Source organism: Pseudomonas sp. SA233 (assembly GCF_054792385.1).
Window position 1 is genome coordinate 620,704 of record NZ_CP096449.1, and the last position, 19,716, is coordinate 640,419.

The window sequence follows — 19,716 nt, forward strand, 5'->3', positions numbered from 1 at the left end:
GTCTGGTTCTCAAAACCACATGCGGATACCGGCCACGAAACGCGCTTCATCCACATCACCACCGTCGTCGCGGACGAAATCGGCGGTTTTGCCGTAGGAGCGGCTCCAGGTGATGCCGATGTAGGGGGCGAACTGGCGGACAATTTCATAGCGCAGGCGCAGCCCGACTTCGGTATTGGCCAGGCCGGAACCCACACCGCGCCCAGGGTCGTTCTTGCCATAGAAATTGGCTTCAGCGGTCGGCTGCAGGATCAGGCGGTTGGTCAGCAGAATGTCATAGTCGCCTTCCAGGCGAGCGGCAGTCTGGCCGTTCTCGCCAATGAACGCGGTGGCTTCGGCTTCGAAGTCGTAAAGCGCCATGCCCTGGATACCGAACGCCGCCCAGGTCTGGGGAGATTCAGGCTTGAAGTCCTGGCGCACCCCGGCAACCACATCCCACCATGGGCTGATCGAGCGGCCGTACAGCAGCTGCAATTCGGCATCCTCGGTGACACCGTTGGTACGTTCACCTTCGGAGCGGATCCACAGCCGGTTGATATCGCCGCCTACCCAGCCAGAAGCATCCCAGGCCAGCGTGCTGCCTTCATCCGCATCTTGGTACTCGAGCTGATCCAGCAGGAAGAAGCTGTTGATAGCACTGTCGTGCATCTGATGCCCACCCAATGGGGGGAAGGCTGCCTGGCGGTCGGCGTCGGTCAGGACCGGGATCGGGGTACGGCTTGTTGTCGATGTATCCGCCGAGCCTTGGTTCATTGTCGAATGGTCCATAGCCTCATGATTCATAGCTCCATGATTCATCGCGCCATGGTCCATGCCCTGCATGCTGCCATGATCCATCTCGCCGTGGTCCATCATCGAATGGTCCATTTCTTCAGCGGCGAAGCTGGGCGCAGCGCCCAGCGCCCCCAGCGTAACGGTCAGTGCCAGCAGCGATGGTCGTGCCAGGCTATTGAGCATCTTTCCCTGCCTTGGCTTTGTTACTGCCATGGGATTCCATCATCTTGCCGTGGTCCATGCCCTGCATCGAACCATGGTCCATACCCTTCATGGCGTCATGGTTCATACCTTTCATCGAGCTGTGATCCATCCCTTTCATGGCGCCATGGTCCATGCCCTTCATCGCACCATGGTCCATGCCTTGAGCACTCCTGGCTTCCTTGGCATCGGCAGACTGCTGATCGTTGCCGTCGGACCAGGATGACGGGGCATAAACTGCAAACAGGCCGGCTATCGCAGCAGAGAGAAAAAACGCGCTTCGTTTCATTGGTTTGCTCATCTCGGATCTCCAGTTCATTCGTCCACACGGACTTCGCGGAACATGCCCATTTTCATGTGGAACAGCAGGTGACAGTGATAGGCCCAACGCCCCAAGGCATCTGCCGTGACGCGATAGCTTCGTTTTGAGCCAGGCGGCATGTCGATCGTGTGTTTGCGCACCATGAAGTTGCCGTTCTCATCCTCCAGGTCGCTCCACATGCCATGCAGGTGGATGGGGTGAGTCATCATGGTGTCGTTGACCAGGGTGATGCGCAGGCGCTCTCCATACTTGAGGCGCAGTGGCTCGGCATCGGAAAACTTGATGCCGTCGAAGGACCAGGCGAACTTTTCCATGTGGCCGGTTAGGTGCAACTCGATTGTGCGACCAGGCGCGCGGCCGTCCGGGTCCGGGAAGGTGCTGCGCAGGTCGGCATAGGTCAGCACACGGCGTCCGTTGTCACGCAGGCCGATGCCCGGATCGCCCAGTTTTGGCGTCGGGGTCATCGTTTGCATGTCGACCAGGGGGTTGTTGGTCTCGGACTCTGGGTGGCTCTGCATGGGCGCGCTGGTGCCAGCCATTTCGCCATGGTCCATGCCGGCCATGCTGCCGTGGTCCATGCCAGCCATGTCACCGTCGTCCATGCCGCCATGGTCCATGCCCATATCGCTCATGGAAATGGTCGGCCGTGGATCGACAGCGGGAACAGGGGCCTGCAAGCCCTCGCGAACCGCCAGGGTGCCCCTGGAATACCCGGTACGGTCCATGGATTGGGCGAAAATGGTGTAAGCCTGCTCGCTTTCGGGTTCGACGATGACATCGTAGGTTTCGGCAACGGCAATGCGGAACTCGTCGACCGCAACGGGTTTGACATGCTGCCCATCCGCCGCGACAACCGTCATCTTCAGGCCGGGAATTCGCACATCGAAATACGTCATGGCCGAGCCGTTGATGAAGCGCAGGCGGATTTTCTCGCCCGGCTTGAACACGCCCGTCCAGTTACCGTCGGGGGCCTGGCCGTTCATCAGGTAGGTGTAGGTGTAGCCGCTCACGTCAGCGAGATCGGTGGGGCTCATTTTCATCTCGGCCCACATCCTGCGGTCGGCTACCGCGGCGGACCAGCCCATTTCGCTCACATCGTTGACGAAATCGCCCACCGTGCGCTTGTGGTAGTTGTAGTAGTCGGACTGCTTCTTGAGCTTGGACAGCACCCGTGCAGGGTCTTCATCCGTCCAGTCGCTGAGCATGACCACGTAGTCCCGGTCATAGGTGAACGGCTCAGGCTCTTTCGCGTCGATGACCAGGGCGCCATACACCCCGACCTGCTCCTGGAAACCGGAGTGGCTGTGGTACCAGTAGGTGCCGTTCTGCTGGACCTTGAACTTGTACTCATACATGCCGTCGGGGGCGATGCCATGGAAGCTCAGGCCCGGCACGCCGTCCATGTTCGCCGGCAGGATGATGCCGTGCCAGTGGATGGAGGTGTCCTGCTGCAAGCGGTTGCGCACACGCAGCGTGACGGTATCGCCTTCGCGCCAGCGCAGGATGGGCCCGGGAATGGAGCCGTTGATGGCCATCGCTGTACGCGAAGCGCCGGTAATGTTGACCGGCAGCTCACCGATGTAGAGGTCGAAGTCGGTGCCGCTCAGCACACTCGGTTGGCCCGGGCTGGTCACGGCCCAGACCGGCGCGCGCCACATGCCCAGCCCGCCAAGCAGTCCGGTAGCGGCAAGGCCTTTGACGAAGGAGCGTCTGGTGGTTTTGCTTTGCATGCCGTTGCGTCCAGTCAGTCGAAAAGTTGCTGGTGTTCAGGCGGTTGAACGCCCCAGCCCGTGGGGCTAGAAGCCCCCCACAATCTTCCTTAACGCTAGCGGACCTGCGCTGTCAGCTGGCTGAGCTTCAGATTACTTTTCTGTCAGCTTGTGGTGGATCAAATTCAGTAAGCGCGCCGCCGCCCTGTGGGAGCGGGTTCACCCGCGAAGAATGCGACACGGTGTATGGCACCGGCTTTGCCGGTGTTCGCGGGTAAACCCGCTCCCACAAGGCCCTGCGAAATCTTTGGGTTATGTATTCTGTGGGAGCGGGCGTGCCCGCGAAGGGCTGCAAAGCAGCCCCATCAAGGGGGTCTTTGGCCTGGCCGCTACTCGATGCGCAGCGCCGCGACCGGATGCAAGCGGGCCGCCCGCACGGCCGGGGCCAGGCCGGCGAGAATGCCGAGCACCGCCGCCAGCAGCAGCGCCAGCAGCAGAAACAGCGGTTGCAGCGCCAAGGGCAGGCTCGGCATGGCCAGGTGCAGTAGCCCCAGCAGCAGGCCCATCAACAGCAGGCCAAGCAGGCCACCGGCCAGGGACAGCAGCGTCGCTTCGGCCAGAAACAACCCAAGTACCTGCCGCGGACTGGCGCCAATCGCCCGCAACAGGCCGATTTCTGCCGTGCGCTCGCCCACAGTGGTCGTCATGATGGTGAGAATGCCGACGGCGCCGACCAACAGCGAAATGCCCCCCAAGGCACCAATGGCCAGGCTCAGGGTGCCGAGAACGCGGTTGAAGCTGCGCAGCATGTCGTCCTGGGTGGTCAGGCTGAAGTCCTCCGCACCGTGTCGTTCGCCGAGCACCTCGCGAATCTGCCGGCTCAACGCCCGTGAAGTGGTACCTGCACCAAACACCACATGGGCTTTGACCACCCCGGTGCGGTTGAACAGGCTTTCCGCCCAGTCCACCGGGATGTAGGCGATATCGTCGAGGTTGAAACCGAGCAACTGGCCTTTCTCCGCCATCACGCCGATCACCCGGAAACGTACGCCGCCGACGCGGATCAGCTCACCCAGCGGGTTGCGCGTCCCGAACAGTTCGGTACGCAGCTGATGGCCGAGCACCACATAGGGCGGCGAACGGCCGTCACGGGCCGGGGGCAGGAACTCGCCCAGGCTCAGTTGCATGCGCCAGGCCTGCGCCATCTGATGGCCGCCACCGAGAATGTCGCTGCGCCGGCTCAGTTGACCGAACTGGATATTCCCGCTGCCCTGAATGATCGGCACCGCCGCCTCGACATGCGGCAAGCGCCGCAGGGCGTCGGTGTCACTGATGGTCAGTGGCCGCACGCTGCCAAGCAGGCCGCCGAGGCCGCTGGTCTGGGTCTTGCCCGGGCGCACGGTGATGATCCGCGTACCAAACTGCGAGAAGTTCTCCAGCACATAGCCGCGCACGCCTTCGCCTATGGCCGTGAGCAGCGCCACGGCGGCTATGCCGATCGCTACCCCGAGCAGGGTCAGCAGGCTGCGCAGCGGGCGGCAGGTCAGCGCCGAGCTGGTCAGCCGGAAACCATCTTGCCAGCGCATCAGTGCGCCCCTGGCGGGCGTAGCGCTGCCACCGGCTCCAGCGCCGAGGCCCGAGCGGCCGGCAGCCAGGCGAACAGCAGCGCCGTGCCGAGTGCCAGCAGCACTGCGCCAGCCCGCGCCCACCAAGGGGCATAGAGCGGCAGATCGAACGCCAGGCGCCCCAGCCAGAGCAAGGTTTCGGCCAGCAGCAGCCCTGCCAGTGCCCCTGTCAGGGCCAACAGCGCCGCCTCGCCGAGGAACAGCAGGCGCAGCTGCGCCGCCGTCACGCCTATGGCTTTGAGCAGGCCGATCTCGGCGCTGCGCTGGCTTACTGCAATCCAGGTCACGTTCATGATCAGGATGCCTGCCACCAGCAGGCTGATCGCGGCAATGCCAGCCACCGCCAGGGTCAGCACCGCGAGTATCTGGTCGAAGGCGCTGAGCAGGCTGTCCTGGCTGACGAGGGTGACGTCCTCCTCACCCTCGTGGCGCTCCTTGAGCGCGGCGAGTATCAGCTGCTTGCTACGGTCGAGAAAGCTCGGACCATGCACCTCGACAAATACCCGCGACAACCCCTCGCTATTGAACAAGGCCTGGGCGCTGGCCACCGGGATGATCAACATCTCGGCGAAATCCATCCCCAGCGATTCGCCCCGCTCGCCGAGAATGCCAACCACCCGGAAGCGCCGGTCGCCAGCGCGCAACCATTCACCCAGGGCCGGGCGAGCCCCGAACAGCTCGCGCCGGAGTTTGCCGCCGATCACGCAGACGGCTTCGGCCTGCTCAGGGTCCAGCGTCGGCAGGGGTTGGCCCTGGACGACCGTCAGTTGGCGAATGGCGAAGAAGTCCCGGGTGGTGCCCAGCGTCAGCACCTCACGATTGCGGTTGCCGACTATCACCTCCATCTGCCCGGCCTGCTGCGGCGCGACCCGGCGGATGCCCGGCAACCGGGTGATGGCCTGGACATCCTGCAAGGTCAACTCGTGTGGCGTCAGGCCGGTGAGCGGCGGCATTCGCCCGGTGGTTTCCTTGCGCCCCGGGAAAACGATGAGGATGTCGCGCCCGAGCAGCGAGAATTCGTTCAGGACGAAGGCCCGCGCCCCCGCGCCAAGACCGGTGAGCAGATTGACCGCGACCACCCCGATAGCGATGGCCAGCAGTAGCATCAGGCTGCGTGAGCGATGCCCGCGCAAGGCACCTAGCCAGAAGCCCAGGGCATCGGCAGCGCGCATCAGGCCAGCGCCCACTGCGTCGCAATACTGTGGATCCGCCCGTCACGCATGTGCAGCTGGCGCTGTGCGCGGGCGCCCAGGTTGGCATCGTGGGTCACCACTATCAGGGTCAGCCCCTCGCCGTTGAGCTCCTCCAGCAGGCTGAAGACCTCGGCGCCGGCTTGGCTATCGAGATTGCCGGTGGGTTCGTCGGCCAACAGCAGCGCCGGTTGCATGACCATCGCCCGGGCGATCGCCACGCGCTGGCGCTGGCCACCGGACAGCTCGGCCGGGCGGTGGGCAATGCGCTCGCCCAGCCCCAGGCGTGCCACCAATTGGCTGCTGCGCTTGCGCCGTTGTGCCGCACCAATGCCGGCGAGGACCATCGGCAGCTCGATGTTTTCCAGCACCGTCAGCCGTGCGATCAGGTGGTAGGACTGGAACACGAAACCTATCAGCCGGCTGCGCAACTGGGCGCGGCGCGCCTCGCTCAGGGCCGCCGTGGCCTCGCCCTGCAGCCAGTATTCGCCGGCGCTCGGCGCGTCGAGCAGGCCGAGGATGTTCAGCAAGGTCGACTTGCCCGAGCCCGACGGGCCCATCACCGCCATGTAGTCACCGGCGGCGATGTCCAGGTCCAGGCCATCCAGTCCCATCACCTGCTGTTCGCCCAACTGGAAGCTGCGGCTACCGCCGCGCAGGCGGATCATTTCTCGGTCTCCGCGGCATCCGCCGGGATCACCGCCACGGTATCCTTGAGCCCTTCCTGCTCGTGGCTGGCGACTATGCGTGCGTCCTCGTCCAGCCCTGCAAGCACCTCGGTCCAGCGCCAGTTGCTCAGCCCGGTTTGCACCTGCACCTCGCGCAACACCCGGGCGCTCGGGTCGTATCGCAGCACGCGTTGCCCCTCCAGCAGGGTCTCGGTGGGGATGCGCAAGGCACCCGCGTGCTGCTCCAGGAGGATCTCGACATCGGCGCTATAGCCGGTGAGTAGGGCCAGGTCTGCCGGCGGCTGGTCGAAGCGCACCTCGACATCGACGGTGCGCGCCTGCTTCTCCAGTTCGCGCACATAGGGCGCGATGCGGCTGACGCGGCCGGTGAAATGCTGACCACGGAAGGCATCCAGGCTGATCCGTACGGCGGTTCCGGGGTGAACCCGGGCAGCGTCCACCTCATCGATCGGTGCCTCTACAAACAGGCAGCTGTCGTCGATCAGGTCGACTGCCGGCGGCGTGGGAATACCTGGCGGCGACGGGGTGACGAACTCGCCGAGTTCGCCGTTGATTTCTGCGACGATGCCGGCGAATGGTGCACGCAGAGTTGTCTGTTCCAGCAGTGAACGCTGCAACTGCAGGCTGGCGTCGGCCTCGCGGATCAGCACGGCACTGGCACTGCACATCAACTTCGCCAGGTTGGCCTTGGTCGTGGCCTGATCGAGGCGGTCGGCGGCAATCAACTTGCGGTCGGCCAACTGGCCGAGGCGATCAAGGTCGCGCCGGTCCAGCAGAGCTTGCTGGCAGCGCTGTTCGCGGCTGTTGCGCTGGGCCTCCAGCCGCGCCTCGGCTTCCTGTAGCCTGGCCTGTTGCTCGTCCTGCCGCAGGCGCATGAGCACCTGACCCGGCTGGACCCGCTGGCCCTCGCTGACCAGCAACTCGGCAACCTGGCCGCCGACATTGAAGGACAGGTGCGAGCGTCGACAGGACTTCAGCGTACCCGCGCGCGTGTTGGCCACCACCGTCTCAACCGGCCCCCGCTCAACTTCCAGCAGCCTGACCGGCAATGGCTGTGGTCGGCTCAACCAGCCGCCCAGCACCACGAGACAAGCCAGGATCGACGAGCCAATCAATAATTTGCGCATGGACTACACCTCCTCCCATATGGCTTGAGCCTAGATCAGGAGGGTGAAAGCTCCACGCGAAACGTCATTTATCCGACGATTTTCGGATGAGCGTTAGTATAGTGTCAGATAAATGGCGAATGAGATTTTTTTCGCTCACGCAGCGGCGATTCCCTGGCCATGGGAAGGCTGCAGAAAGTTTCAGAGGATGGGAATGGCGGGCATTAAAAAGCCGGCTTGTGGCCGGCTTCTCGGGGACGCTTCCGACTAATTTATGGTAAGCCGCAATCGCCTTAACTGTGTGGCCATCAAGGGCCTGAAAGAGATGGCAGATGCCCGTGTGGGATATCGCCGAGCCCTCTGGACCGCGGCTTGCGCCGGTCGGGGCTGAATGTGCGGCGTAGCATACAAGGGCGCGCGCAGGATGCCCAGCAAAAAATGGCACAGGTTTGTTTCAGTCGGGCCGTTGCTGGCGGAAATGCGACCAGTGGAACACCCAGCCCAGGATCTTCAGCCCTTGTGTCTGGCGCTGGGCGGCGGTGTAGCGTTCGACCGCATAGTTGCGCCGATCATGGCTGTGCAGGTACAGCGTGCCGTGCTGGCCGAGGCTGAGGTTGTTAACCCTGAGCACGCCGTTGTGCAGCAGGGCATAGGTTTCGCCCTCGACCACCTGGGTCATGCCCAGGTCGATGGCCAGGGTAGCTTGCAGCGGAATCAGCGGGGTCATGTTGCTGGCGGGCATGGCCAGGCAGATGGCGTCGTCGGCATGCACTCCCAACCCTTTCAGGGCTTTTGCGGGCAGGCACAGGTGTTTGCCGGCCACGGGCGACAGCAGGCCGTTGTGCAACTCGTAAAAGGGCACCTTCAATGTACGGCCGCCTTGCGCCGATAGCGGCGTGCGCGGGTTGGCGGGCGCCGGCTCCGGTGGGCAGGTGCGCAGGATCGGGTTGTGGTGTTTGGGGCCTTCGCCCGTGCGCAACCAGCGACGATGCACGCAGAACAGGTCCGCCATTTCGTCCAGCCGGGCCAGGGGCACGCCGCGCTTGAGCCAGTTGTTGACGTGCTGGGGCGTGACGCTGCGCTGGGCGGCGAAATCGGAAGGGGTCAGGCCACATTCGTGGAGGAGGGCTTTGAGTCTGTCACCGGATGTGTTCATGGCGGCGAGTGTAGCGGCGGGATGCCAGCAAGGATATGAACCGGATGTTGATGGGGCTTGTGTGAAAAGCGCCTGTTTGTAGGGCGTTGGAGTAGGACTGCGTAGGATTTTTTACTCTCCCAGGCAAGTGCGCGGTTCCTGTGGGAGCGGGCCGGCATCTAGAATTTGAGCAAGACAGTTGCTCCCACAAAAGTGCTGCGCAGGCAGGTCATCCAGTGCCAAGGCGACCAGCCACCCATCAGGCATAAAAAAACCCCGCCGAGGCGGGGTTCTTCATGCAACCGGCATCAGCCCTTGTAGGCAGCAACCGATTTGGTGATCGCGGCGCGGGCGGCGTCAGCGCCTTCCCAGCCTTCGATCTTGACCCACTTGCCCTTCTCGAGATCTTTGTAATTGGCAAAGAAGTGCTCGATCTGCTGGATCAGCAGGGCTGGCAGGTCGGTGTATTCCTTCACGTCGACGTACAGCTGCGACAGCTTGTCGTGAGGAACAGCGATGACCTTGGCGTCGCCGCCGCCGTCGTCGGTCATGTTCAGCACGCCGACCGGACGGGCGCGGATAACCGAACCTGGGGCTACCGGGTAAGGGGTAACGACCAGCACGTCCAGCGGATCACCGTCATCGGCCAGGGTGTTCGGGATGAAGCCGTAGTTGGCTGGGTAGAACATCGGGGTAGCCATGAAACGGTCGACGAACAGGGTATCGCTGTCCTTGTCGATCTCGTATTTGATCGGCGCGTGGTTGGCCGGGATCTCGATGGCGACGTAGATGTCGTTCGGCAGGTCTTTGCCCGCCGGAATCTTGCTGTAGCTCATTGGGCAGTGCCCCCGTGTTTGACCAAAAAAGTGGCGGCGATTATAGGCACATTCTGCATGGGCATGCCACGCCTGGCCTGATGTGCGGCCCCGTCAGGCGTGGCTTTCGCGGTATTCCGGGTGTTCGGCCTGCAGCCGGCACAGGCGCGCCAGCGGGTCTTGGCGGTAGAACAGCGACAACTGGCGGTAGACCTGTGGATAAGCCTGTTGCAGCAGGTCGGGAGCACTAAAGAAGTACTCGCTGGTTACGGCAAAGAACTCTGCGGGGTTCTCTGCGGCATATGGATCGATGGCGGTTTCGGCGTCGGGGTTGGCGTCCAGCTGGCGGTTGAGGTCGTCATAGGCCTGTTGCATGGCGGTTGCCCATTCATCCACGGGCATGCCGCTGTGCAGCGGCGGCAGGCCGTTGGCATCACCATTGAGCATGTCGAGCTTGTGCGCCAGTTCATGGATGACCAGGTTGTAGGCCTCCCAGCCACCACTGGCTAGCACGCCGCTCCAGGCGAGGATGATCGGGCCCTGCTGCCAGGCTTCGCCGCTGTGCTCACCGTCCCACACGTGCTCCACGCCACTGGCATCGCGGTGGCGCTGTGGGCTCTTGAAGTCGTCGGGGTAGAGGATGATTTCGTGGAAACCCTGGTACCAGTTCAGCTCGCCCAGGTGCAGCAGCGGCAACTGCGCCTGGGCGGCCAGCAACAGGCGCTGCTCGTCATCCGGCTCGACGCCGGGCAGGCAGGTGAGGTGCTTGTCGAGCAGGAACAGGATGCAGGCTTCACGCAGCCAGCGATCCTCTTCGTCAGTGATGCCGTCCAGCATTGGCAGGCGCTCGCGCACGGCCTGCCATTGCTGGGGGGGGATGGGATAGCGCGCCAGGGTGCGCTTGCGCCGCCAGGCGCTGAACGACCACATCGGCAAGTTTCAGTGCGCTTTGGCCGTGCGGCCCAGGCGGCCACGCAGCAGGCCGAGGATCATCGGTACCAGCGACAGGATGATGATGCCCACCACCATCAGCGACAGGTGCTGTTTGATGAATGGCACGTTGCCGAAGAAGTAGCCCAGGGTCACCAGGCCGCCGACCCACAGTAGCGAACCGGCGACGCTGAAACCGAGGAAGCGCGGGTAGTGCATGTGGGCGATGCCGGCGACGAACGGCGCAAAGGTGCGCAGGATGGGCAGGAAGCGCGCCATGGTCACGGTCTTGCCGCCGTGGCGTTCATAGAAGTCGTGGGTACGCTGCAGGTAGTCGCGACGGAAGATCTTCGAGTTGGGGTTGTTGAACAACCGCTCGCCGGCTGTGCGGCCGATCACGTAGTTGGTGCTGTCGCCGAGGATCGCGGCGGCCATTAGCAGGCCGGCCAGCAGCAACGGGTCCATGCCGCCACCGGCGGCCACGGCGCCGGCAATGAACAGCAGCGAATCGCCAGGCAGGAAGGGCATGACCACCAGCCCGGTTTCACAGAAGATCACGGTGAAGAGGATGGCGTAGATCCAGGGGCCGTAGTTGGTGACCAGCAGATCGAGGTAGGCATCGAGATGCAGGATAAGGTCCAGCGGGTTGAAATCCATGTACAGCACCTGTGTTCTTGGGCGTAGGCTCGGTTACCTGCGGATGGGTAAATTTTCACACACGACAGGTGGGCCATTATACGGCTAAGTCAGGATCATGCCCGGGGAGTTTGTAGCGGGGGGTTACGGCAGGGGGTACTCCTGTACCAGCCTCTTCGCGGGTAAACCCGCTCCCACAGGTACAGCACCGACTTCATATGTGCCGCTATGCCTGTGGGAGCGGGTTTACCCGCGAAGAGGCCGGTACAGGTCAATCCTGGCTGATCGGCAGGATATAGCTCTTGAACTCGTTATCCTCACGAAACCCGATGGATTCGTAAGTCTTGTGCGCTACCTCATTGTCCGCGCTGGTCGACACCCGCATGCGCACGGCGTTGGTTTCCTTGGCCATTTTCTTCGCCTCGCGCATCAGGTGGTCGGCCACCAGCATGCGCCGCGAGTCCTCGGCCACGTAGATATCGTTGAGAATCCATACCCGCTTCAGCGACAGCGATGAGTAGCTCGGGTACAGCTGGCAGAAGCCCAGCAGCTTGCCGTCATCATCATCGGGTAGCGCCAGGTAGATCACCGACTCATCCCGCTTCAGGCGCTTTTCCAAGAAGCTGCGCGAACTGTCGGGGTAGGGTAGCTGCCCATAGAACTCGCGGTATTTGACGAACATCGGCGTAAGCAGATCGAGGTGTTCCAGGGTTGCCTTGATGATGCGCATGTGCGGCCCTCAGAGTCCATTAGGGGAAACAGCGGATTGCCAGCAGCTTTCAAAGGCATGCTGCCCAATGCTTGGCGCAAGTGCAATCCGCCTTCCGTGACATGTTTTTTATCCTTTGCCGAGCAGAAAGTTACCTTTCTGGCCGGTGTTGTGTTCACTCTCCAGGCTATGGACCTCGGCTTCGTCCTTCAGATTCACCCCGGAAAGCTGACGTCGGCAGGCTTCGCGCATCAAGTACAGCAAGCGGTGCGCCGCCATGCCATAGCTCAGCCCCTCCAGGCGGATGTTGGAAATGCAGTTGCGGTAGGCATCGGTCAGGCCGACCTTTGGCGCATAGGTGAAGTACAGGCCAAGGCTGTCGGGCGAGCTGAGCCCCGGGCGTTCGCCGATCAGCATCACCGTCATCCGTGCGCCCAGCAGTTCACCGACCTCGTCGGCCACTGCCACCCGACCCTGCTGCACCAGCACCACCGGGGCGCTGGTCCAGCCGTCGGCGGCGGCCTGTTCCTCGAAGCGCGCCAGGAACGGCAGCGTGTGGCGGTGCACGGCCAGCGCCGATAGGCCGTCAGCGACGACGATGGCCAGGTCGACCCCGCCGGGGTTGGCCTGGGCATGCTGGCGCAGCACGGCAACCGAATCTTCGCTCAGCCGTCGCCCCAGGTCCGGGCGTTGCAGGTACTGGTTGCGGTCGCTGGCGGCGCTGTGCAGCACCAGGCTTTCGCGCCCGCGGTCACTCAGCTGGGTAGCCAGGCCGGCATGGTCGAAGGCCAGATGCACGGCATCGCGTGCCTGGGCGTGGGCGAACTGGAAGTCCAGTTGCGCACCGGTAGGCAGGCTGGTGCCGGTACGGCCCAGGGCAATGCGCGCCGGGGTCAGGTTGCGCAGGGCCAGCCAGGGGTTTTCGGGGGTAGGCGTGCGGTGGTCCATGGTCATCCCTATGCAAGCTGTGCCAAGGCCTGGCGGAAGGCCGGCGGCAGGTTGTCACCAAAGCGCACCCGGCCATCGGCCTGGGTGAAGATGCCGGTGCGGGCCAGCCATGCCTCGAATTCCGGCCCAGGCTTCAGGCCCAGGGTCTGGCGTGCATACAGCGCGTCGTGGAACGAGGTGGTCTGGTAGTTGAGCATGATGTCGTCGGAGCCTGGGATACCCATGATGAAGTTGATCCCGGCCACGCCCAGCAGGGTCAGCAGGGTGTCCATGTCGTCCTGGTCGGCTTCGGCGTGGTTGGTGTAGCAGATGTCGCAACCCATCGGCACTCCCAGCAGCTTGCCGCAGAAGTGGTCTTCGAGGCCGGCGCGGATGATCTGCTTGCCGTTGTACAGGTATTCGGGGCCGATGAAACCGACCACCGTGTTGACCAGGAACGGTTTGAAGTGGCGGGCCACGGCATAGGCGCGGGTCTCACAGGTCTGCTGGTCGACGCCGTGGTGGGCGTTGGCCGACAGCGCGCTGCCCTGGCCTGTTTCGAAGTACATCAGGTTCTGCCCGAGGGTGCCGCGTTTCAGCGAAAGGCCCGCTTCGTAGCCTTCCTGCAGCACGTTCAGGTTGATGCCGAACCCGGCGTTGGCCGCTTCGGTACCGGCGATGGACTGGAATACCAGGTCCAGTGGCACGCCACGGTTGATCGCCTCGATCGAGGTGGTGACGTGGGTCAGCACGCAGGCCTGGGTGGGGATGTCGTAGCGCTGGATGATGGCGTCGAGCATCTCCAGCAGGGCGCAGATCGAGGCGATGCTGTCGGTGGCCGGGTTGATGCCGATCATGGCGTCGCCGTTGCCGTACAGCAGGCCGTCGAGAATGCTGGCGGCGATGCCGGCTGGCTCGTCGGTCGGGTGGTTGGGCTGCAGCCGGGTCGACAGGCGCCCGCGCAGGCCCATGGTGCCACGGAACCGGGTGACCACGCGGATCTTCTGTGCCACCAGCACCAGGTCCTGCACGCGCATGATCTTCGACACCGCTGCGGCCATTTCCGGCGTCAGCCCGGGTGCCAGGCTGCGCAGGCTGTCCTCGTTGGCCTCTTCGCTCAGCAGCCAGTCGCGCAGGCCACCCACGGTCAGGTGGCTGACCGGGGCGAAGGCCTGGGCGTCGTGAGTGTCGATGATCAGGCGCGTGACTTCATCATCTTCGTAAGGGATCAGCGCTTCGTTGAGGAAATGCGTCAGCGGGATATTGGCCAGGGCCATCTGCGCGGCGACCCGTTCGCCATCATTGCTGGCCGCCACGCCCGCCAGGTAGTCCCCCGAGCGGGCGGGGCTGGCCTTGGCCATCACTTCCTTGAGGCTGTCGAAGCGGTAGACCAGGTGGCCGACCGTGTGTACGAAACTTGCCATACAGAGTCTCCAGAGCCGTGGGTTGCCCCACGGCGGGTGGCGGCGATCAGTGCAGGGCCTCTTCGGCCTTCTGGATCGCGGCGAATTCCTCTTCCGGTGTACCCGCTACCAGGTGGTGGCGGCTGTAGAAAGCAAAGTAGGCAATTAATACCGCATAGATCACTGCGGCGCCAATCACTACCCGTGGGTCGACCAGGAAACCGGCGACCACGGCGATGCATGCCAGTACCAGTGCCAGGCCCGAGGTGAAGATGCCACCAGGGGTGCGGTATGGGCGCTCCATCTTCGGTCGACGGATGCGCAGGGTGATGTGCGCGGCCATCATCAGCACGTACGACAGGGTAGCGCCGAACACCGCCACCAGGATCAGCAGGTCACCCTGGCCGGTCAGCGACAGGGCAAAGCCGATGATCCCGGGGATGATCAAGGCCAGTACCGGGGCCTTGCTCTTGTTGGTTTCCGACAGCTTGCGCGGCAGGTAACCGGCGCGGGACAGGGCGAAGATCTGCCGGGAATAGGCGTAGATGATCGAGAAGAAGCTGGCGATCAGCCCGGCCAGGCCGACCAGGTTGACGAAGCCGCCCATCCAGGTGCTACCGCCGTAGGCTTTGGACAAGGCTTCCACCAGCGGGTTGCCGGACGCTTTCAGTGCTTCGGAGCCTGCGCCGCCGGGGCCGACCACCAGGATCAGCAGGGCGAAGGCCAGCAGCACCAGCATGGCGCCGATCAGTCCGCGTGGCAGGTCGCGCTTGGGGTTCTTGGTTTCTTCGGCAGCCAGCGGCACGCCCTCTACGGCAAGGAAGAACCAGATGGCATAGGGGATGGCCGCCCACACGCCGACATAGCCGAACGGCAGGAAGCTGCTGGCGCCCACAGCGTCCGTTTTGGCGATGTCGAACAGGTTGGCTGCATCAAAATGGGGCACCATGCTCACCAGGAACACGGCCAAGGCGATGGCTGCGATGGCGGTGATGATGAACATCAGCTTCAACGCCTCACCCACGCCAAAGATGTGGATGCCGATGAACACGATGTAGAACGCCAGGTAGATCATCCAGCCACCGATGCCGAACAGTGACTGGCAGTAGGCGCCGATGAACACGGCGATGGCGGCGGGGGCGATAGCGTACTCGATGAGGATCGCCGTGCCGGTGAGGAAGCCGCCCCAGGGGCCGAAGGCGCTGCGGGCAAAGCCGTAGCCGCCGCCTGCGGTGGGGATCATCGACGACAGTTCGGCCAGCGAGAAGCACATGCACAGGTACATGGTGGCCATCAGCAGGGTGGCGAGGAACATGCCGCCCCAGCCGCCCTGGGCCAGGCCGAAGTTCCAGCCGGCATAGTCGCCGGAGATGACGTAGGCCACGCCCAGGCCGACCAGCAGGACCCAGCCGGCGGCACCTTTTTTCAGTTCACGTTGCTGGAAATAGTCCGAGCCGACTTTTTCGAAGTCGACGGAAGAGGCTGCCGGCGAGCCGGCGGAATGATCGCTTGGCATAGATTCACCTGTTGTTTTTCTTGGTGGCCGGACGGGTTCCGGGCCGATGGTGATGGGTACTGCAGGAAGCGAGCCAGAGCGTTGGTGCACGGTTACCGCTCTGGGTTTTGTATATGCAGGCCTGGCCTCTTCGCGGGTGAACCCGCTCCTACAGGGGGTGTACAGCGCCTTAAGCAAGCGCAGTACCTGTGGGAGCGGGTTTACCCGCGAAGAAGGCGACGCGGTTTAGAAGAAGCCCAACGGATTGATGTCGTAGCTCACCAGCAGGTTCTTGGTCTGCTGATAGTGGTCGAGCATCATCTTGTGCGTCTCACGCCCGACCCCCGACTTCTTGTAGCCACCGAACGCGGCATGCGCCGGGTACAGGTGGTAGCAGTTGGTCCACACGCGGCCAGCCTTGATCCCACGGCCCATGCGGTAGGCACGGTTGATGTCGCGGGTCCACACGCCGGCACCCAGGCCGAACTCGGTGTCGTTGGCGATTGCCAAGGCTTCGGCTTCGTCCTTGAAGGTGGTGACGCTGACCACCGGGCCGAAGATTTCTTCCTGGAACACGCGCATCTTGTTGTTGCCCTTGAGCAGGGTCGGCTGGATGTAGTAACCGGTGGCCAGCGAGCCTTCCAGTTTTTCGACCTTGCCACCGGTCAGCAACTCGGCGCCTTCCTTCTGGGCGATGTCCAGATACGACAGGATCTTCTCGAACTGCTGTTGCGAGGCCTGCGCTCCGACCATGGTGTCGGTGTCCAGCGGGTCGCCGCGCTTGATCTGCAGCACCTTCTTCATCACCACTTCCATGAACTGCGGGTAGATCGACTCCTGTACCAGTGCCCGTGACGGGCAGGTGCATACCTCGCCCTGGTTGAAGAACGCCAGCACCATGCCTTCGGCCGCCTTCTCGATGAAGCTTGGCTCGGCTTGCATGATGTCTTCGAAATACACGTTCGGCGACTTGCCGCCCAGTTCGACGGTGGACGGGATGATGTTCTCGGCGGCGCATTTCATGATGTGCGAGCCAACCGGGGTCGAGCCGGTGAAGGCGATCTTGGCGATGCGCTTGCTGGTGGCCAGTGCTTCACCGGCTTCGCGGCCAAAGCCTTGCACCACGTTGAGCACGCCTTTTGGCAGCAGGTCACCGATCACTTCCAGCAGCACGGTGATGCCCAGCGGGGTCTGTTCGGCAGGCTTGAGCACCACGCAGTTGCCGGCGGCCAGGGCCGGGGCGAGCTTCCAGGCGGCCATCAGGATCGGGAAGTTCCACGGGATGATCTGCCCGACCACGCCCAGTGGCTCATGGATGTGATAGGCCACGGTGCCTTCGTTGATTTCCGCAGCGCCGCCTTCCTGGGCGCGGATGCAGCCAGCGAAGTAGCGGAAGTGGTCGACCGCCAGCGGAATGTCGGCATTGAGGGTTTCGCGGATCGGCTTGCCGTTGTCCCAGGTTTCGGTAATGGCCAGCAGTTCGAGGTTCTGCTCGATACGGTCGGCGATCTTCAGCAGAACGTTGGAGCGGTCCTGCACTGAAGTGCGGCCCCAGGCATCCGCCGCAGCGTGGGCGGCATCCAGGGCTTTGTCGATGTCTTCGGCAGTGGAGCGAGGGAATTCAGCGATCAGCTTGCCATTCACCGGGGAGGTATTTTCGAAGTACTGCCCCTTTACCGGAGGAACGAACTCACCACCGATGTAGTTGCCGTAGCGGCTCTTGAAGGAAACCTTCGCGCCTTCGGTACCGGGATGTGCGTAACGCATGGTGTGTCTCCTGGCTATTGTGTTTGTTAGGGAGTTGGAAAGCGTAGAGCAAAGGTTGGGCCAGCGTTTCGAGCGCAAGGCAAATCAATGACTTGGCTCGGTTCTTTGGGCCTGGCCCACGATCTCTGTGCCAGCGCCGGTACGCGCGGGGGTGACACTTTGTGCCATTTGCGACACGTAACCGGAGGGTGCATTGCAAAGCCTTCCCGGGTGGAGGATGCTGGCGAGACTCTCTATCTGCGGAGAACTACAACAATGCAGAGCAATCATTTCAGTCGCCATGCCCAGCAAGTCCATACCGTCGCCCATGGTGGGGCCGGGGAGGGTGGCAGTGACCCGTCCATCGCCCGCTCCTGGCTACGCTGCCTGGAGGACTACCACCTCGACCCGTCGGTGATCGAGGCCCCGGTGGTGCTCGAGCATGGGCGCCTGCTGGAAAGCCGCGAGCGCCTGCGCCAGGTGCTGCAGATTGCCGACCATGAAATGAACAGCCTGCACCAGCAGCTTTCCGGGGCCGGCCATGCGGTGCTGCTGACCGATGCCCGCGGGGTGATCCTCAATTGCGTCAGCGCGCCGACCGAGCGGCGCAGCTTCGAGCGTGCCGGGCTGTGGCTGGGCGCTGACTGGAGCGAGGCGCGCGAGGGCACCAACGGCATCGGCACCTGCCTGGTCGAGCGCCAGGCGCTGACCATTCACCAGAACGAGCACTTCCGCGGTCGCCACACCGGCCTGACCTGCTCGGCCAGCCCGGTGTTCGACCCGCATGGCGAGCTGCTGGCAGTGCTGGATGTGTCTTCGGCGCGGCCCGACGTTTCCCGGCAGAGCCAGTTCCACACCATGGCTTTGGTCAACCTGTCGGCGAAGATGATCGAAAGCTGCTACTTCCTGCGCCATTTCGAACAGCAATGGCTGCTGCGTTTTCACCTGCAGGCCGAGTCGGTCGGCCTGTTCAGCGAAGGCCTGCTGGCGTTCGACGGTGACGGGCGCATCTGCGCCGCCAACCAGAGCGCGCTGAACCTGCTGGGCACGGTGCGTGGTGGCGTGCTGGGCAAACCGCTGGAACGCTTTTTCGCTTGCAGCCACGACGAACTGTTCAGCCGCGCCACGCCTGGCGGCAGCACGGCGTGGCCGCTGCATACCCTGGACGGGCGCCAGGTGTTCGCCAGCCTGCGTGGCCAGGCTCGCGCACCGGTGTGGTCGGTGCCAGCCGCCCAGCCGCGGCCCACGCGGGAAGTGGAGCCGCTTATCTGCCTGCTCGACCCCGCCTTGCAAAACGACTTCCGCCGCAGCGTGCGGGTGTTCGAGCGCGATGTGCCGCTGTTGCTGCGCGGCGAGACCGGCTGTGGCAAGGAGGCTTTTGCCCAGGCCGTGCACCAGGCCAGCGAGCGGCGCGGCAAGCCGTTCGTCGCCATCAACTGCGCCTCGATCCCGGAAAGCCTGATCGAGAGCGAACTGTTCGGCTACCGCGGCGGCAGCTTTACCGGTGCACGCAAGGAAGGCATGCGCGGCAAGCTGCTGCAGGCCGATGGTGGCACCTTGCTGCTGGACGAGATTGGCGACATGCCACTGGCTCTGCAAACCCGCCTGCTGCGCGTGCTGGAGGAGCGCCAGGTGGTGCCGATCGGTGGCGAGCCGCAGGCGGTAGACGTGCGCATCGTCAGCGCGACCCACCGTGACCTGCTGGAGCGGGTGGAGCAGGGCAGCTTCCGCGAGGACCTGTATTACCGCCTGAATGGCCTGGAGGTGGCATTGCCTGCGGTGCGCGAGCGCAGTGACAAGGCGCAGTTGCTGGACTTTCTGCTGCGTCAGGAGGCGCAGGGAGAACCGATCGATATCGAGCCCAGGGCGCGGCAGGCACTGCTCGACTTCGCCTGGCCGGGCAACGTGCGGCAGATGCGCAACGTGCTGCGTACCCTGGTGGCACTTTGCGAAGACTCCCGCATCGCGTTCCCGGATCTGCCCACCATTCTCCGCAACAGCACCGTCCCTGTAGGAGCGGCCTTGTGTCGCGAAAGGGCCGCAGAGCGGCCCCAGGGTCTCAGCAGCGCCGACCAATCTGCAGGGGCTGCGTCGCAGCCCGATCGCGACACAAGGCCGCTCCTACAGGATGCGGAGCGGCAAGCATTGTTGGAGACGCTAGATGCAAAACACTGGCACCTCACCCGTGTCGCCGAGCACTTGGGCATCAGCCGCAATACCTTGTATCGAAAACTGCGCAAACACGGCATCACCAGAGCCGACTGAGCGAAACATCTGGTGCGATTTGTCGCGCCCTGGGCTACC

17 protein-coding genes are annotated in these 19,716 nt (G+C 63.6%); 1 reads left to right on the forward strand and 16 read right to left on the reverse strand.

The window, feature by feature from the left end:
- Positions 1-9 precede the first annotated feature (9 nt).
- The 16 genes from M1D87_RS02895 to exaC all read right to left on the reverse strand — a co-directional run bounded on the left by M1D87_RS02895 (position 10) and on the right by exaC (position 17,433).
- On the reverse strand, positions 10-957 hold the full coding sequence (locus tag M1D87_RS02895; protein ID WP_123085270.1) for a copper resistance protein B: 948 nt from the start codon (positions 955-957) through the stop codon (positions 10-12).
- Positions 947-1,294 (reverse strand): hypothetical protein, encoded by a 348-nt coding sequence (locus M1D87_RS02900; RefSeq protein ID WP_039614636.1) that lies wholly within the window; start codon positions 1,292-1,294, stop codon positions 947-949. The genes M1D87_RS02895 and M1D87_RS02900 overlap by 11 nt, the downstream gene beginning before the upstream one ends.
- Positions 1,291-3,027 (reverse strand): copper resistance system multicopper oxidase, encoded by a 1,737-nt coding sequence (locus M1D87_RS02905; protein WP_421091690.1) that lies wholly within the window; start codon positions 3,025-3,027, stop codon positions 1,291-1,293. Before M1D87_RS02905 ends, M1D87_RS02900 begins: the two co-directional genes overlap by 4 nt.
- 368 nt (positions 3,028-3,395) lie before the next feature.
- Positions 3,396-4,592, reverse strand: coding sequence for an ABC transporter permease (locus M1D87_RS02910; protein WP_123085268.1), 1,197 nt, complete (start codon positions 4,590-4,592; stop codon positions 3,396-3,398).
- Positions 4,592-5,803, reverse strand: coding sequence for an ABC transporter permease (locus M1D87_RS02915; RefSeq protein WP_043936052.1), 1,212 nt, complete (start codon positions 5,801-5,803; stop codon positions 4,592-4,594). Before M1D87_RS02915 ends, M1D87_RS02910 begins: the two co-directional genes overlap by 1 nt.
- Positions 5,803-6,489 carry an ABC transporter ATP-binding protein gene (locus M1D87_RS02920; RefSeq protein WP_123085267.1) on the reverse strand — a complete coding sequence of 229 codons (687 nt, stop codon included), beginning with the start codon at positions 6,487-6,489 and terminating at the stop codon, positions 5,803-5,805. Before M1D87_RS02920 ends, M1D87_RS02915 begins: the two co-directional genes overlap by 1 nt.
- Positions 6,486-7,637, reverse strand: coding sequence for an efflux RND transporter periplasmic adaptor subunit (locus M1D87_RS02925; RefSeq protein ID WP_232881190.1), 1,152 nt, complete (start codon positions 7,635-7,637; stop codon positions 6,486-6,488). Before M1D87_RS02925 ends, M1D87_RS02920 begins: the two co-directional genes overlap by 4 nt.
- 433 nt (positions 7,638-8,070) lie before the next feature.
- Positions 8,071-8,772 (reverse strand): XRE family transcriptional regulator, encoded by a 702-nt coding sequence (locus M1D87_RS02930; RefSeq protein WP_123085265.1) that lies wholly within the window; start codon positions 8,770-8,772, stop codon positions 8,071-8,073.
- Between the two features lie 287 nt (positions 8,773-9,059).
- Positions 9,060-9,587 carry an inorganic diphosphatase gene (gene ppa, locus M1D87_RS02935; RefSeq protein ID WP_003255365.1) on the reverse strand — a complete coding sequence of 176 codons (528 nt, stop codon included), beginning with the start codon at positions 9,585-9,587 and terminating at the stop codon, positions 9,060-9,062.
- A 93-nt stretch (positions 9,588-9,680) separates the two neighbouring features.
- Positions 9,681-10,496, reverse strand: a complete 816-nt coding sequence (locus tag M1D87_RS02940; protein ID WP_023660929.1) for a M90 family metallopeptidase — start codon at positions 10,494-10,496, stop codon at positions 9,681-9,683.
- Between the two features lie 9 nt (positions 10,497-10,505).
- On the reverse strand, positions 10,506-11,153 hold the full coding sequence (locus M1D87_RS02945; protein ID WP_025337547.1) for a DedA family protein: 648 nt from the start codon (positions 11,151-11,153) through the stop codon (positions 10,506-10,508).
- 250 nt (positions 11,154-11,403) lie between these two features.
- A complete protein-coding gene (locus tag M1D87_RS02950) occupies positions 11,404-11,862 on the reverse strand; it encodes a GNAT family N-acetyltransferase (RefSeq protein WP_003257044.1) in 459 nt (152 codons plus the stop codon).
- A 108-nt stretch (positions 11,863-11,970) separates the two neighbouring features.
- Entirely contained in the window at positions 11,971-12,789 is an 819-nt protein-coding gene (gene eutC, locus M1D87_RS02955) for an ethanolamine ammonia-lyase subunit EutC (RefSeq protein WP_061551871.1), read from the reverse strand.
- 8 nt (positions 12,790-12,797) lie between these two features.
- Entirely contained in the window at positions 12,798-14,192 is a 1,395-nt protein-coding gene (locus M1D87_RS02960; RefSeq protein WP_013970694.1) for an ethanolamine ammonia-lyase subunit EutB, read from the reverse strand.
- Positions 14,193-14,238: 46 nt separating this feature from the next.
- The gene (gene eat, locus M1D87_RS02965) at positions 14,239-15,687 is read right to left on the reverse strand and encodes an ethanolamine permease (RefSeq protein WP_061551857.1); all 1,449 of its coding nucleotides are present in this window, start codon (positions 15,685-15,687) and stop codon (positions 14,239-14,241) included.
- Between the two features lie 225 nt (positions 15,688-15,912).
- Positions 15,913-17,433 carry an acetaldehyde dehydrogenase ExaC gene (exaC, locus tag M1D87_RS02970; protein WP_025337551.1) on the reverse strand — a complete coding sequence of 507 codons (1,521 nt, stop codon included), beginning with the start codon at positions 17,431-17,433 and terminating at the stop codon, positions 15,913-15,915.
- Positions 17,434-17,688: 255 nt separating this feature from the next.
- Between exaC and M1D87_RS02975 the strand changes: the two genes are divergently transcribed.
- Positions 17,689-19,677, forward strand: a complete 1,989-nt coding sequence (locus M1D87_RS02975; protein WP_013970696.1) for a sigma-54-dependent Fis family transcriptional regulator — start codon at positions 17,689-17,691, stop codon at positions 19,675-19,677.
- Positions 19,678-19,716 lie beyond the last annotated feature (39 nt).